The organism is Amycolatopsis sp., assembly GCF_036008905.1.
Taxonomy (GTDB): Bacteria; Actinomycetota; Actinomycetes; order Mycobacteriales; family Pseudonocardiaceae; genus Amycolatopsis.
Genome location: NZ_DASYMU010000124.1, coordinates 1 through 13651 on the forward strand (window position 1 = coordinate 1; position 13651 = coordinate 13651).

11 protein-coding genes are annotated in these 13651 nt (G+C 67.9%); 8 read left to right on the forward strand and 3 right to left on the reverse strand.

The window, feature by feature from the left end; translation table 11 throughout:
• Window positions 1–236 precede the first annotated feature (236 nt).
• Window positions 237–1217: a quinone oxidoreductase gene (locus VGP60_RS21925; RefSeq protein ID WP_327549928.1), complete on the reverse strand. Its 981-nt coding sequence runs from the start codon at window positions 1215–1217 to the stop codon at window positions 237–239.
• Between the two features lie 136 nt (window positions 1218–1353).
• On the opposite strand from VGP60_RS21925, the gene VGP60_RS21930 reads away from it, so the two are divergent.
• From VGP60_RS21930 to VGP60_RS21965, 8 genes are all read left to right on the forward strand, one after another.
• Window positions 1354–2616: an MFS transporter gene (locus VGP60_RS21930; protein ID WP_327549929.1), complete on the forward strand. Its 1263-nt coding sequence runs from the start codon at window positions 1354–1356 to the stop codon at window positions 2614–2616.
• A gap of 69 nt (window positions 2617–2685) precedes the next feature.
• The gene (locus tag VGP60_RS21935) at window positions 2686–3864 is read left to right on the forward strand and encodes an ROK family transcriptional regulator (RefSeq protein WP_327549930.1); all 1179 of its coding nucleotides are present in this window, start codon (window positions 2686–2688) and stop codon (window positions 3862–3864) included.
• Between the two features lie 37 nt (window positions 3865–3901).
• Window positions 3902–5236: an ABC transporter substrate-binding protein gene (locus VGP60_RS21940; protein ID WP_327549931.1), complete on the forward strand. Its 1335-nt coding sequence runs from the start codon at window positions 3902–3904 to the stop codon at window positions 5234–5236.
• A gap of 11 nt (window positions 5237–5247) precedes the next feature.
• Window positions 5248–6210, forward strand: coding sequence for a sugar ABC transporter permease (locus VGP60_RS21945; RefSeq protein WP_327549932.1), 963 nt, complete (start codon window positions 5248–5250; stop codon window positions 6208–6210).
• A complete protein-coding gene (locus VGP60_RS21950; RefSeq protein ID WP_327549933.1) occupies window positions 6207–7136 on the forward strand; it encodes a carbohydrate ABC transporter permease in 930 nt (309 codons plus the stop codon). The genes VGP60_RS21945 and VGP60_RS21950 overlap by 4 nt, the downstream gene beginning before the upstream one ends.
• A 60-nt stretch (window positions 7137–7196) precedes the next feature.
• On the forward strand, window positions 7197–9299 hold the full coding sequence (locus tag VGP60_RS21955) for an alpha-galactosidase (RefSeq protein ID WP_327549934.1): 2103 nt from the start codon (window positions 7197–7199) through the stop codon (window positions 9297–9299).
• 96 nt (window positions 9300–9395) lie between these two features.
• Window positions 9396–9881, forward strand: coding sequence for a molybdopterin-binding protein (locus VGP60_RS21960; RefSeq protein WP_327549935.1), 486 nt, complete (start codon window positions 9396–9398; stop codon window positions 9879–9881).
• Window positions 9882–9890: 9 nt separating this feature from the next.
• Window positions 9891–10718 (forward strand): hypothetical protein, encoded by an 828-nt coding sequence (locus tag VGP60_RS21965; protein WP_327549936.1) that lies wholly within the window; start codon window positions 9891–9893, stop codon window positions 10716–10718.
• Here the strand turns inward: VGP60_RS21965 and VGP60_RS21970 are convergent.
• Entirely contained in the window at window positions 10709–11617 is a 909-nt protein-coding gene (locus VGP60_RS21970; protein WP_327549937.1) for an SDR family oxidoreductase, read from the reverse strand. The two genes, VGP60_RS21965 and VGP60_RS21970, sit on opposite strands and share 10 nt — an antisense overlap.
• A 37-nt stretch (window positions 11618–11654) precedes the next feature.
• Window positions 11655–13646: a prolyl oligopeptidase family serine peptidase gene (locus VGP60_RS21975; RefSeq protein ID WP_327549938.1), complete on the reverse strand. Its 1992-nt coding sequence runs from the start codon at window positions 13644–13646 to the stop codon at window positions 11655–11657.
• Window positions 13647–13651: the final 5 nt, after the last annotated feature.

Below are 13651 nucleotides of genomic sequence, written 5' to 3' on the forward strand. Positions count from 1 at the left end.
ACCGGACCGCACCGCGGCCACCACCCGCCGACGCAGATCCTCCTGCGACGCCTGAGAAAGCCGCCGCGCATCCGTCACCCGAACCTTCGGAGCCATCCACCGATCATGCCACATTTGCCTTACCCATCAATAACACTCGTAGCCACTCACGACCCCACGCGGCCACCTGACCTGCGATGCCCTGAACGACGCGTTCGTGTCACTCACTGACCTCAACGCTCACGAGCCACGCGGGGTCAGGACTTGCCTGCCTGGCCGGGAAGAAGCAGCAGCTTCCCGGTGGTGCGCCGCGATTCGATGTCGGCGTGTGCCCGCGCGGCCTCGGCGAGGGGGTAGCGGCCGCCGATCTTGACGCGGAGCCGTCCGGTCTTGAGCAGGTCGAAGACCTCGTTCGTGCGCGCGACGAGAGTTTCGCGCGTGCGGACGTGGTGCTGGACGACCGGATAGGTGAGGTGGATGCTGGACGGCAGGTCCATCGGGGTGAGCGTCGGGACGCCCATGAACGGCCCGTAGTAGGCCAGCGTCCCGTGGTACCGCAAGGACTTCTGGGACGAAACGAAAGTGGCCGATCCGCCGCCGTCGTAGACGACGTCGGCGCCCTCGCCGCCCGTGAGTTCCCGCACCCGGTCTTCGAAGCCGCCACCGCTGGAGACGAGCACGTGGTCCGCACCGGCTTCCCTCGCCTTGGCGACCTTCTCCTCGCGCGAGACCAAGCCGATGACGGTGCCGCCCTTGGCTTTGATCAGCTGGGTCAGCAGTTGTCCCACCCCGCCCGCCGCCGCGTGCACGACGGCGGTGTCGCCGGGCTTGATCGGGTAGGTCTCGGTGGTGAAATGGCTGGCGGTCAGGCCCTGCATCATCACCGCGGCGGCTGTCTCGTAGTCGACGAAGTCCGGCATCGCGACGAGCGAGTCCACCGGAACGGCGACGTACTCGGCGTAGCTGCCGACGTGGAAGAACCAGGCGACCCGGTCGCCGACGGCGAAGCGCCCGACGCCGTCACCCAGGTCGATCACCTCGCCCGACCCTTCGGCACCGATGCGGAACGGGAACCCGGGGAACGACACGGGTGCGGACCGGGCGCCGACGTCCATGTAGTTCACCCCGGCCGCCGCCACCCGGACGAGCACCTCACCGGGGCCGGGCACCGGGCGCGGCACCTCCGTCCACTTCATGACCTCGGGTCCGCCCAGCTCGTGGACGACAATCGCGTGCATTTCGGAGATCTCCTCGGTTCAACGGATGCTGCCCTTCCGAGGATGACCACGAAAAAGTGGACCCGCAAGTCCAGAAAAATCGGCTCTCAGCGGAACCGCGGATCATGGCTCGGCGCCGCTGATAGCGTCGCCTGGCATGACGGTCGGCGGGGTGGAGAAACTGGGCGGGCGGTTCGTCAGACTGTGGGCGGCGAGTACGACGTCGGCGCTCGGCAGTGGGCTGGCCACGATTGCGGTCCCGTTGCTCGTCGCGTCACGGACCAATGATCCCTTGGTGGTGGCCGCGGCGTTCTGCGTCGCCTGGCTGCCTTGGCTGCTGTTCGCCCTGCCGGGCGGTGTGCTCGTGGACAGGGTGGACCGGCGACGGCTGATGGTCGTGATCGACTGGGTACGCGTGGTCGCCGTGGGGCTGCTGGCGGCCGTCATCCTGACCGGGCACGTCAGTATCGCGTTGCTGTACGGCGTTTTGTTCGTGCTCAACACCGGCGAGGTCGTCTTCCGGTCGGCGAGTCAGGCGATGATCCCTTCGGTGGTGCCGCGCGCCCGGCTGGAACGGGCGAACGGCTGGCTGGGCGGCGGGACCACACTCATGCAGGGCATGGTCGCGGGGCCGCTGGGTGGATTCCTGTTCGTGGTGGCGGCGAGCATCCCGTTCTTCGTCAACGCACTCACCTACGCCGCCAGCGCGGTCCTCATCGGACTCGTCGCGGGGGTGTACCGCCCCTCGCCGGATCACCCGGACGAACCGCGGGCGCCGCGTTCGGTCCGCGCCGAGGTCGCGGAAGGCTTCCGTTGGCTTGCCCGGCAACGACTTCTTCGGACCATGGCTGTCCTCATCGGACTCCTCAACCTGACCCTCACCGCCGCGATCGCGATCCTCGTGCTGCTCGCGACGGAACGGCTACATCTTGGTTCGGTCGGTTACGGCCTGTTGTTCACCTGTATCGCTGTCGGCGGGGTGCTGGGTTCGGCCGTCGGCGAGCACCTGATCAGATGGCTGACGGCGAGCTGGACGTTGCGGATCGGCCTGCTGATCGAGGCCGGCACACATCTGGCGTTGGCGACTTCACGGAGCCCGTTCTTCATCGGGTTCGTCCTGTTCGCCTTCGGGGTGCACGGTGCGTTGTGGAGCATCGTCGGCAGCTCCCTGCGCCAGCGCCTGACGCCGCCAGCGATGATGGGCCGCGTCTCCAGCACCACGCTGTTCATCGCGGCCGGAGGCAATTGTGTCGGCGCGTTGCTTGGCGGACTGGTCGCCGCGAAGTTCGGGCTGACCGCGCCCTACTGGGTGGGCTTCGTGGTCGCGGTGGTGGTTTCGGTCGCGACGTGGCGCGTGTTCGACCGTGCCACCGTCGCCAAGGCGTTCGCGGAACCCAGTCCTGCGGTTCACGACGCCTGAGCAAGCCTCTGACCTGCTGTAAAATTAGTTTCTTGACGGCGGAAAATAATTACCCCTAGTCTGTCGGGCATGCGTTCCCCAGGTCACAGCCGACCGCCCGTCGCCGGAGCCACCGGCTCGCTGGTGTTCACCACGGTGCTCACCGGCGGCCCGTTGTCGCGGGCGGACGTGGCCGTGCGGACCGGTCTTTCGGCCGCCGCGGTGACCAAGGCGATGAAGCCGCTGGCCGACGCCGGGTATCTCGTCGAGGTCGAGGAAACCGCCGAGGACCAGGGCGCGCGCCGCGTCGGGCGCCCCGCGACACCGGTTCGCGTGCACGCCGAGCGTTGCTACTTCGCCGGGGTCAAGGTGACCGGCGACGAACTCATCGGCGTGGTCACCGACCTGCAGGCGACCGTGTGCGCGGTCCGGCACCGGCCGCTGCGGTCCGGCGCGGTCGAAGACGTGGTGACCGAGTTGGCCGCGCTGGTCTCGGAACTGCTCGGCGAGTCGGACTCCTACCGCGCCAGCTTCGGCGGGCTGGGGGTGTCCGTCGGCGGCGACGTCGACCCGGAGAGCGGCATGGTCCGCTACTCGCCGTTCCTCGGCTGGCGCCAGGTGCCGTTCGTCGCCCTCGTCGCGGCCGCGACGGGGCTGCCCGTCCGGCTGGAAAACGACGTCCGCGCGCTGACCGTGGCCGAGCAATGGTTCGGCTCCGGTGTCGGGGCCGGCTCGTTCGCCGTGGTCACCGTCGGCACCGGGATCGGCTGCGGGCTGTTCGTCAACGAGCGCGTCGTCTCCGGGGCGCACGGCGTCGCCGGGGAGATCGGGCATCTGCCGGTCGACAAGGACGGTCCGCTCTGCCACTGCGGCAACCGCGGCTGTGTCGAGGCGATCGCCGGGAACTCCGCGATTCTGGCCCAGATAAGCGAAACCACCGGCGCCGAGGTCGCGGATCTCGCGTCCGCGATCGAACTGGCGCGCAACGACCCGGCCGCGCGGCGGGTGTTCGCCGTCGCCGGGCACGCCATCGGGATGGCGCTCGCCGCCGTCGCCAACTTCCTCGGCCCCGAACGGATCGTCATCTCCGGTGAGGGCCTCGCCGCCTATGACCTGTTCTCCGAACAGATCCGCACCACCTTCGCCGAGCACGCCTTCGGCGCGGCGGGGGACTGCGATCTGATCATCCGGCCGCTGTCGTTCGACGACTGGGCCAGGGGCGCCGCAGCCGTCGCCATCCAACGTTTCATCGCGCCTCACACGTCGTGAAGCCCGGTCCCCGCCGAAACCAACCAAGGAGCCGATGATGTCTCACTTCCAGCGCCGTTCGCCCGAGCCGTGGCGGGTCGGCATGCTCGCCGCCGACCGCCGGACCGTCCTCAAAGGACTCCTCGGAGTCGCCGGCTTGGCCGCCGCCGGCCCGTTACTCGCGGCCTGCGGCGATTCGTCGACGGGCGCGGCCGCCGGCCCCGGCGCGATCTCCCTGGGCTCCAGCGGATCCGAGCCGACGGCCAAGGCCGCTTACCAGGCTTTGATCGACGCCTTCGGCAAGAGCGGCGGCGGCACGGTCAAGCCCAACATCGTCGACAACAACACCTTCCAGAAGACGATCAACAGCTACCTGCAGGGCACCCCGGACGACGTCTTCACCTGGTACGCCGGCTACCGGATGCAGGCGTTCGCGAAGAAGGGCCTGCTGCACCCGATCGACTCGATCTGGCCCGCCATCGAAGGAAACTTCAGCCCTGCCACCAAGAGCCTCTGCCTCGGTGAAGACGGCAAGCCGTACTTCGTGCCGATCTACAACTACCCGACCGCGGTGTTCTACCGGAAGAGCGTGTTCGCGCAGCACGGTTACCAGATCCCCGCCACTTACGACGACCTGATCGCGCTGGCCGGGCGGATGAAGAACGACAACCTGAGCCCGTTCTCCCACGGCATCGGCTCCGGCGACGGCTGGACGCTGCTCAACACCTTCGACTACCTCAACTTGCGCACCAACGGCTACCAGTTCCACATCGACCTCATGAGCGGCAAGACCTCCTGGACCGACCCTAAGGTCAAGGCCGTGCTCGAGCAGTGGGGCCGGGTCATCCCCTTCTACCAGCAGGGCGGCGCCGGCCGGAAGTGGCAGGACGCGCAGCAGGCGCTGGTGGACAAGAAGACCGGCATGGCCGTGACGGGCATGTTCGTCGCGACCTCGTTCAAGGGCGCGGACCTCGACGACCTCGACTTCTTCCCGTTCCCGGTGGTCGACCCCGCGCACGGGCTCGACACCGTCGAGGCGCCCACCGACGGCTTCCTGCTCAGCAAGTCGCCGAAGAACCTCGACGGCGCCCTGAAACTGATGCAGTTCATCGGGACAGCGCCCGCCGCCGAGGCGTACCAGAGCGGGGACAAGTCGAACCTCGCGGTGGTGACGAACTCGGACACCACGAAGTACAACGCCTTGCAGACCAAGGCCGCCGCGCTGATCGCGAGCTCCAAGAACATGTCGCAGTTCGGCGACCGGGACAGCGATCCCGGGTTCATGTCGGACGTCGTCATTCCCGCGCTCTCGAGCTTCGTGAACGACCCCAGCCAGGTTCAGCCGACCCTGCAGAGCATCGAATCGCAGAAGAGCCGCTACTTCTCCGCCTGAGAGGCCTCGCTGTGAGCAGCACGAAGACAACGACGAGCACGAAGAAGGCCGCCGGACGCCCCGTCCGGCGGCGCAAGATGCGGCGCCTGACCGGCCGCGACAAACTGGTGCTCGGCCTGCTGGTCGGGATCCCGCTGGTGATCCACCTCGCGCTCGTCTGGTTCCCGGCGATCGCGTCGGTGTTCCTGTCCTTCACCGACTGGGACGGCATCGGGCTCGACACCATCCACGGCGCCGGCCTCAGCCAGTACGTGCAGGCCTTCACCAACGACCCGTCGTTCTGGCCCGCGGTGACGAACAACGTGCTGTGGCTGCTCTTCCTGATCGCCATCCCGACGCCGTTCGGGATCTTCCTGGCCTACCAGCTGGACAAGAAGATCCGGTTCAGCCGCTTCTACCAGACGGCGATCTTCCTGCCGATGGTCATTTCGCTGGCCGTCGTCGGGTTCATCTGGCAGATCTTCTATCAGCCGGATTACGGACTGCTGAACAGCTTGCTCGGCACGAACAACCCCGGCGGGACCTATTTGGACTGGCTCGGCGACCCCAGCCTGAACCTGTCCGCCGTGCTGGTGGCCGCGGGCTGGCGTCACACGGCGTACATCATGATCCTGTATTTGGCCGGGTTGAAGAGTTTCGACCCGACCCTGCGCGAGGCCGCGGCCATCGACGGGGCGAACGAGCGGCAGACGTTCTTCCGCATCACCTTCCCGTCGCTGCGCCCGGTGAACGTGATCATCCTGGTGGTGACCGTCCTCGAAGGACTCCGCGCGTTCGACCTCGTCTACGTGATGGGCGGCAACACCGGCAGCAAGCAGGGGCTCGAACTGCTGTCGATCCTGATCACCAACAACATCGTCGGTGAGTCCGGGAAGGTCGGCTACGGCTCGGCGCTGGCGGTGATCCTGCTCATCGTCTCGCTCGTGGTGATCATTCCCTATCTCGTGCAGAACTTCCGCAAGGAGCAGCGATGACCGCGCAAGCCCCGGCGAAGCGCGTCCGGACCGCGGTCGCCGCGCCGCGGCCGGTCCACAAGGCCCGCCGCAAGGTCAAACCCGCCCGCGTACTGCTTCACGTCTTCCTTTCGGTGACAGCGCTGGTGTGGCTGATCCCGTTGCTGTGGGCGGTCTATACCTCGCTGCGCCCGTACGACGAAACGGCGTCGCGCGGTTTCCTGACCTTCCCGAAGGCGATCACCGGGGAGAACTACAGCAACGCCTGGCAGCAGGCGGAGTTCCCGCACTACTTCTGGAACTCGCTGCTCATCACGGTTCCGGCGGTGCTGCTGACGCTGTTCTTCGCCGCCGGGATCGCGTTCTTCGTGACCCGCTTCAGCTTCCGGTTCAACCTGGCGCTGCTGATGCTGTTCACCGCGGGCAACCTGCTCCCGCCGCAGGCGCTGATCACCCCGCTTTTCCAGCTGTACCTGAAGCTTCCGCTGCCGTCGTGGATGAGCGACTCGGGGCTGTTCTACAACTCGGCGTGGGGCGTGATCGCCATCCATGTGGCGTTCCAGTGCGGGTTCTGCACGTTCGTGCTGAGCAACTACATGCGCACGATTCCCCACGAGATCACCGAAGCCGCTCTCGTGGACGGCGCCCCGGTGTGGCGGCAGTTCTTCCAGATCATCCTGCCGCTGTGCCGTCCCGCGTTCGCCGCGCTCGCGACGCTGGAATCCATCTGGATCTACAACGACTTCTTCTGGGCGCTGGTGCTCTTCCAGACCGGGAGCAAGCGGCCGATCACCTCGGCCATCGCGAACCTGTCCGGCGAGTTCTTCACCAACCCGAACCTCGTCGCGGCCGGCGCGCTGATGACGGCCATCCCGACGCTCATCCTGTACTTCCTGCTGCAGAAGCAGTTCGTCGCCGGGCTCACGCTCGGTTCCAGCAAGGGCTAAAGCCAAAAGAAAACCTGTGTCTTTTTGAAACCGAGAAAGACAATCTAAGAGGGGAGCACTATGTCCGCGATCAGCGAGGTCATCGGCGGCTCCGGGCGCCGGATGTGGCTGCTGAGCACCCTTTCCACCAGCTACGGCGTGGCCCTCGGCGGTGACGGCGCACCGGTGAACGTCCACTGGGGACGGTCGCTGACCGCGTCCGAGCTGATTGGCCTGGAGCAGCCGGATCGCTTACCGGACAACAGTTTCGACGGCCCTTACGACGGCTGGGAAGAGCTGGCCGTCGATGGCGGCGCGCGCTTCGGGCCGGCGTCGCTGCAGGTCCGGTTCGCCGACGGCACCCGCGCGATCGAGTGGGCGTTCACCGGCTCGGAAATCCTCGGCGGCACCACCCTGCGGCTGGACTTCACCGACCGGCACTACCCGCTGGGGATCGCGCTGTACTACCGCGTCACGCCGGAAACCGACGTCGTCGAGCGCTGGGTGGAGCTGGTCAACACCGGCGACGACGAGGACATTTCGTTGCTGCGCGCGGATTCCGCCGCATGGTCGCTGCCCGCGCGGCCCGCGTACCGGCTCAGCCATGTCATCGGCAAGTGGTGCGGCGAGTCGCGGTTGCGCCGCGGTGAACTCGCCACTGCCGAAACCGTGCTGACCAGCCGTCGCGGTGTCAGCAGTCACCACGCCAACCCGTGGGTGATGGTCGACGCCGGGGACGCGGGCGAGGACCACGGCGAGGTGTGGAGCACCGCGCTGGCGTGGAGCGGTTCGTGGCGGATCACCGTCGCCCGTGATTCGGCCGACAAGGTCGCCGTCACCGGCGGGTTCGGCCACGACGGTGTCCACTGGAAACTGGCCCCAGGCAAGACGTTGCGGACACCGGTGTTCGCCGGGCTCTACTCGGCGCACGGTTTCGGCGGAGCGAGCCGGAGCTGGCACGATTACGCGCTGCGGGACGTGCTGCCGCACGCCGACGAGCTGCGCCCGGTGCTGTACAACTCCTGGGAGGCAACGGGTTTCGACGTGGACGAGCCCGGGCAGCTGAAGCTCGCCGGTCATGCGGCCGGGCTGGGCGCGGAACTGTTCGTGATGGACGACGGCTGGTTCGGCCGACGACTCAGCGACCACGCGGGGCTGGGGGACTGGCAGGTCAACCCCGAGCGGTTCCCCGACGGGCTCAAGCCGCTGGTGGAGGAGGTGCACCGGCTCGGGATGAAGTTCGGGCTGTGGGTCGAACCGGAGATGGTCAACCCGGACAGCGATCTCTACCGCGCGCATCCGGACTGGGTCCTGCATCAGGCGAACCGGCGCCGTACCGAACTGCGCAACCAGCTGGTGCTGAACTTCGCCGATCCCGAAGTCGCGGAGTGGGCGTTCGACTGGCTCAACGCGCTCGTCGGCGACCACGGCATCGACTTCCTCAAGTGGGACATGAACCGCGCCTTCAGCGAGGCCGGCTGGCCGTCGAACACCGAGGATCCGGAAAGCCTCTGGATCGGCCACACCCGGGCGGTGTACGCGATCATGGACCGCCTGCGAGCCGAACATCCGGGGCTGCGCATCGAATCCTGTTCCGGTGGCGGCGGCCGGATCGACTTCGGCGCGCTCGCCCGCACCGACCAGGTGTGGACCTCCGACAACACCGACGCCTACGACCGCCTGCTCATCCAGGAGGGTTACAGCCAGGTCTACCCGGCGCGCGCGATGGCCGCCTGGGTGACCGACAACCCGCATTTCCTCACCGGCCGGTCCATCCCGCTCGCGTTCCGGTTCCATGTCGCGATGACCGGCGTGCTCGGCATCGGCGGCGACGTCACGAAGTGGAGCGATGACGAACTGGCGTACGCGCGCACGCAGATCGCGCTGTACAAGGACATCCGGCCGGTCGTGCAGCACGGGAAGCTCTACCGGTCCGGGCAGGGCGTCACCCAGTACGTCTCAGCCGGCAGCGAACGCGCGGTGGTGTTCGTCTTCGTGCCCACCCGGCATTTCGGCCGGGCACAGCCACCGGTCCGGCTGACCGGGCTGGACGCGGCGGCGCGCTACCGCGACGAGGACTCGGGGGCGGAGTACACCGGGGCTGTCCTCGCCGTTCAGGGGTTGTCGGTCGAGCTGCCCGAGGGGGATTACGCCAGCGCCCTCGTCCGGCTGCGGAGAATCTGATCTGCGGTTAGACCGCCAGCGCAACTTCTCACCTGCGGTGATAAACGCGCCTTATGGTGGCTTATGCGGATCGCTGTTGTGGCTTAGTCTAAGGTGATGGAACCAGCGAAGGTGGCGATCCCTCAGGCTCGCTCGCCGTTGCGTGCCGACGAGTTCCTGGTGACCGGCGCCGTCCGGGTTCCCGGCACGGTGGTGTCGACGGCCGAGTTGGACCGGCGTGCCCGTGGCCCCGAACGGGTCCACTATGTCACTCGTTCGTGCGATCGTATGGACGAGGTGCGGGGAGTGGCACTGCACGATCTGCTGACCGATATCGGCCTGGCGCTGCGGGACGACCACAAAATGGACCATCTCAACGTCGTCGTCCTCGCGCGCAGTCAGGACGGCTATCAGGTGACGCTGTCCTGGGGTGAGGTCGACGAGGAGTTCGGCGACTGCGCGGCTTTGCTCGCCATCCGGTACAACGACGTCGTCCTGCCGCGTCCGACTCTGGTGCTGCCCCGCGACACGCGCGGCAGCCGATACGTCCGCCTGCTCAGTGAGCTGCGAGTGCTGCATCTCGGCGAGGCGCTTCACCACTAGGCCGGGCCGATGCCGAACCGGCTCTGGGCCAAGGCGCTGTTGTGGATGGCGCTGGTCGGCGGCGGGCTGCCCAACGCCGAGATCGCCCGGCGGCTCAACGTCGTCGAGGGCACGGTCAAGGTGCTAGCCACGAGATGTCGACATCTCGTGATCTCTCAGTTTCCAAGAGATCGCCATCTGTCGACAGATGGCGAAGGTGGTAACCCCTCTCTCTACTTCGGTCTCGCCGATGGTGCGTCGGAAGGCAACATCCCCAAGCAGGTCGACGGCTTCAACCTCGAAGGTCTCGAGTTCGCCCCGGGAAGCTCCACGACGGTGTACCTCGGTTTCCGGGCGCCACTCGTCCCGCCGTCCACCGGGGGAAAGGCGCTGGTCATCCCGGTGACCAACACCGACCGGCTCGTCACCGGCAGCCACGCCACCTTCGGCACGCCGATCCTGATGGATCTCGGCGGGCTGAGTGTGCGGGACATCCGCAAGAACAGTGCCAACCAGTACCTGATCATCGCCGGATCCTGGGCGGCCGACGACAACAGTGATCCGTACGCGCTCTATTCGTGGGACGGCGTTCCCGCGCACGCCCCGGTGCTCGTGCGGTCATTGCCCACCGCCGACGCGGGCGCGTGGGAGTCCATTGTGGACGTACCGGACCTCTCCGCGCCCGGAGCCCGGGTCCAGCTCGTCACGGACGCCGGTGCCGCCGATCTCTACAACGACGGCACCGAGACGAAGGAACTGCCGCACAACGAATGGAAGAAGTCCCGAGTCACCTGGTTCACCACCGGTCGACCGACTGAGAGGGCGGGGATCGCTGCGTCCCCGCTCTCTCAGCGGTAGCCGGTGACGTCGGCGGGCCGTCCGGGGTCTTGGACTTCGACGAGGTAGCGCCAGGCGTCGGGACGGCTGCCGTCCAGGTCGGTGAAGCCGTACACCTTCGCCAGTTCCCCGCTGGACAGCGATTTCCCGTTCCAGCGCGAGACATCGGGATCCTCCGCGAGCGCCACCACAGCCCTGCCGACGAACGCCGGGCTTTCGGAAATGGCGAAATGCGGCTGGATCTTCGTCGCGTCCAGCCAGGTCTCCTCGGTGACCCGGTAGGCGTCGAGCATGGCCTCCGAGCGCAGCCAACCCGGTGAAAGCGACACGGCCGTCGCGCCGTGCGGCGCCAGTTCGTGCCCCAGCGCGAACGCCATCCGGAGCACCGACGCCTTGGCCAGGTCGTAGAAGAAGGAGACCCGGTAGTTCGCCGCGTTGTACTCGGCGGTGCCGTCGTTCATCTCGACCACCAGGCCGCCCGGGGTCTTGATGAGCAGCGGCAGTGCGAAATGACTGGTGATGGCATGGGTTTCCACACCGAGCCGCAGCGTGCGGAGCCCGGTGTCCAAAGTGGATTCCCAGACCGTCTTCTCCCACTCGATCTCGGCGCCCCAGATGTCGTTCACCAGAATATGGAGCGTGCCTTGCTCGCGCTCGATCCGTGCCACCAGCGCTTCCACCTCGCCGGGCACGAGATGGTCGACCCGGACCGGGATCCCGCGTCCGCCGGCTTCGTCGACGAGGGCCGCGGTTTCTTCGATCGTCTCCGGCCGGTCCATTTCGGACCGCCGCGCGCCGCTCGTCCGCCCGGTGACGTAGACGGTCGCGCCGGCCGCCCCCAGTTGCACGGCGGTGCCACGGCCCGCGCCGCGGGTTCCGCCGGCGACCAGGGCGACTTTGCCGATCAGCGTTTTGTCCATATTCCGACGGTAATAAGCCCGCTGCGAAATGTCGACCTCAGCCGAGGAGGTCCGGGCGCTGCCAGGTTTCGCCGCGGAGATGCTGCGCCAGGAAAGCGAGCACGGTGGCGTACCAGATCTTCGTATGATTCGGCGCCAGCACCCAGTGGTTTTCGTCCGGGAAGTAGAGGAACTTGTGCGGGCTCGACCCGTCCGCGGATTTCGACCGGGCCGAGAGGTCCCACCACAAGTACAGCGATTCGCCGATCGGCACGCGGTAATCCTTGTCGCCGTGGATGACCAGCATCGGCGAGGTGATATCGCCGGCGAACTGGTGCGGTGAATGGGTTGCGGCGTCCTCCGGGGAGAGTTCGCGGCGGAATTCGTGCGCGATATCGCCGGTCACGATCGAGTTCTCGAGGTTCCACACCGACGCGTGCGTGACGATCGCGTCGAACCGGTCGGTGTGCCCGGCGATCCAGTTGGCCATGTAGCCGCCGAAGGAACCGCCCATCGCGGCGCTGCGGCTCGCGTCGATCTCGGGGTGGTCCTGCGCGGCGTCGGTGATCGACATCAGGTCGGTGTACGGTTCGGCGCCCCATTTCCCCCAGCCGCGCCGGATGAAGCCGATGCCGTAGCCGGTGGACAGCGCGAAGTCGGGCAGCAGCACCGCGTACCCCTGCGCCACCGCGATCCACGGGTTCCAGCGCCACGACCACGAGTGCACCGACATCACCGGCCCGCCGTGGATCGAGAGCAGCAGCGGGACGGGCGTGTCGGAGTTCGCGTTGTGCGGCAACGCCATCCAGGCCCGGATGGGGGTTCCGTCGATGGCGGTGGTGGTGACTTCCTCCAGCCGCCCCGGCACCTCGGACGTTTCCGCCGGGCTGGGCAACGGTTCCATGCCGGAGCCGTCGAGCGCGATGCGGACGGGCGCGGGCGGGCTGTCGACCGACGAGCGCAGCGCGTAGGCCCAGCGGCCGTCCGGCGCGACCCGGACGTCGGTGTACGCGCCGTCCTGGGTCAACCGGGTCGCCTGCCCGGTCGTGGCGTCCACGCGCCAGAGCGGGGAGCGGCCGTGGTCGTCCGCGACGACGATCAGCGCGGTGCCGCCGGGGGTCCAGCGCGCGCTGTGCGGCCAGCGGTCCCACTCCGCCGTCAGCGCGTGGATCCGGCCGCCGGCGACAGGAACGACACTCAGCCAGCGGTCGCCGGGATCCTTTGGGGTGTAACGCTTGCGGACCCCGATCGCGACTCGCGAGCCGTCGGGGGACAGGTGCGGCGAGTCGTAGTCGTGGTCCGGATCGCCGGCCAGTGTGCGGCGTTCACCGGTGGCCACGTCGATCGCGACCACGGTGTGCCGCTGCGAACCGGCGGGCTCCGCCACCGCCCACGTCGCGACGACGGTCCGGCCGTCCGGCGTGATGTCCCAGGAGCAGTCGTCGTCCAGCGCGCGGCCGACATGACCGGTGATGTCCCGCGGCTCGCCGCCGTTCTCGGCGACCAGCAGCCGGGTCCGGTCCGGCCCGAGATCGTGGTCCCAGTACCGGATCGGGAACTCCTCGTGCAGGATCGCGGAGACCCCCGCGTCCTTCCGCCGCGCGCGGATTTCCTTGTCACCGGCCAAATCCGTGGCCGAGGGCAGCATCGACGAGCCGAACACGATCGTCCCGGACGCGCTGACGGCGACACCGCGCACGCCGCCGGGCGGAGCCGCCACCACGCAGGCGTCACCGCCGCCGGCGGGCTGCGACCACAGCGAGGACACCGCTTCGCCACCGTCCGGTGCCGGGCGCGACGACACGAACAGGAGATCCCCGGACGGCGTGAACGCGGCGCCCGACTCGCCCCGCGCGCTGCGTGTCAACCGCCGTGCAGGTAGTTCTCCCGCCGGGTCGATCTCCCACAAAGCCGTGCTGTACCGGGCTTTCCGCTGATCCAGGGTCGCCATCCCGACGACGAGCCGCTGTCCGTCCGGCGAGAGCCAGAGCCCTCCGATCCGGGGGATACCGAGGAAGGCGTCGAGATCGGCGAAAGGATCGGTGATCATCCTGT

Coding starts and splice junctions, on each gene's coding strand:
- VGP60_RS21940 (WP_327549931.1), top strand. CDS start 3,902: ATGTCTCACTTCCAGCGCCGTTCGCCCGAGCCGTGGCGGGTCGGCATG.
- VGP60_RS21970 (WP_327549937.1), bottom strand. CDS start 11,617: ATGGACAAAACGCTGATCGGCAAAGTCGCCCTGGTCGCCGGCGGAACC.
- VGP60_RS21965 (WP_327549936.1), top strand. CDS start 9,891: ATGCCGAACCGGCTCTGGGCCAAGGCGCTGTTGTGGATGGCGCTGGTC.
- VGP60_RS21950 (WP_327549933.1), top strand. CDS start 6,207: ATGACCGCGCAAGCCCCGGCGAAGCGCGTCCGGACCGCGGTCGCCGCG.
- VGP60_RS21935 (WP_327549930.1), top strand. CDS start 2,686: ATGCGTTCCCCAGGTCACAGCCGACCGCCCGTCGCCGGAGCCACCGGC.
- VGP60_RS21960 (WP_327549935.1), top strand. CDS start 9,396: ATGGAACCAGCGAAGGTGGCGATCCCTCAGGCTCGCTCGCCGTTGCGT.
- VGP60_RS21975 (WP_327549938.1), bottom strand. CDS start 13,646: ATGATCACCGATCCTTTCGCCGATCTCGACGCCTTCCTCGGTATCCCC.
- VGP60_RS21955 (WP_327549934.1), top strand. CDS start 7,197: ATGTCCGCGATCAGCGAGGTCATCGGCGGCTCCGGGCGCCGGATGTGG.
- VGP60_RS21930 (WP_327549929.1), top strand. CDS start 1,354: ATGACGGTCGGCGGGGTGGAGAAACTGGGCGGGCGGTTCGTCAGACTG.
- VGP60_RS21925 (WP_327549928.1), bottom strand. CDS start 1,217: ATGCACGCGATTGTCGTCCACGAGCTGGGCGGACCCGAGGTCATGAAG.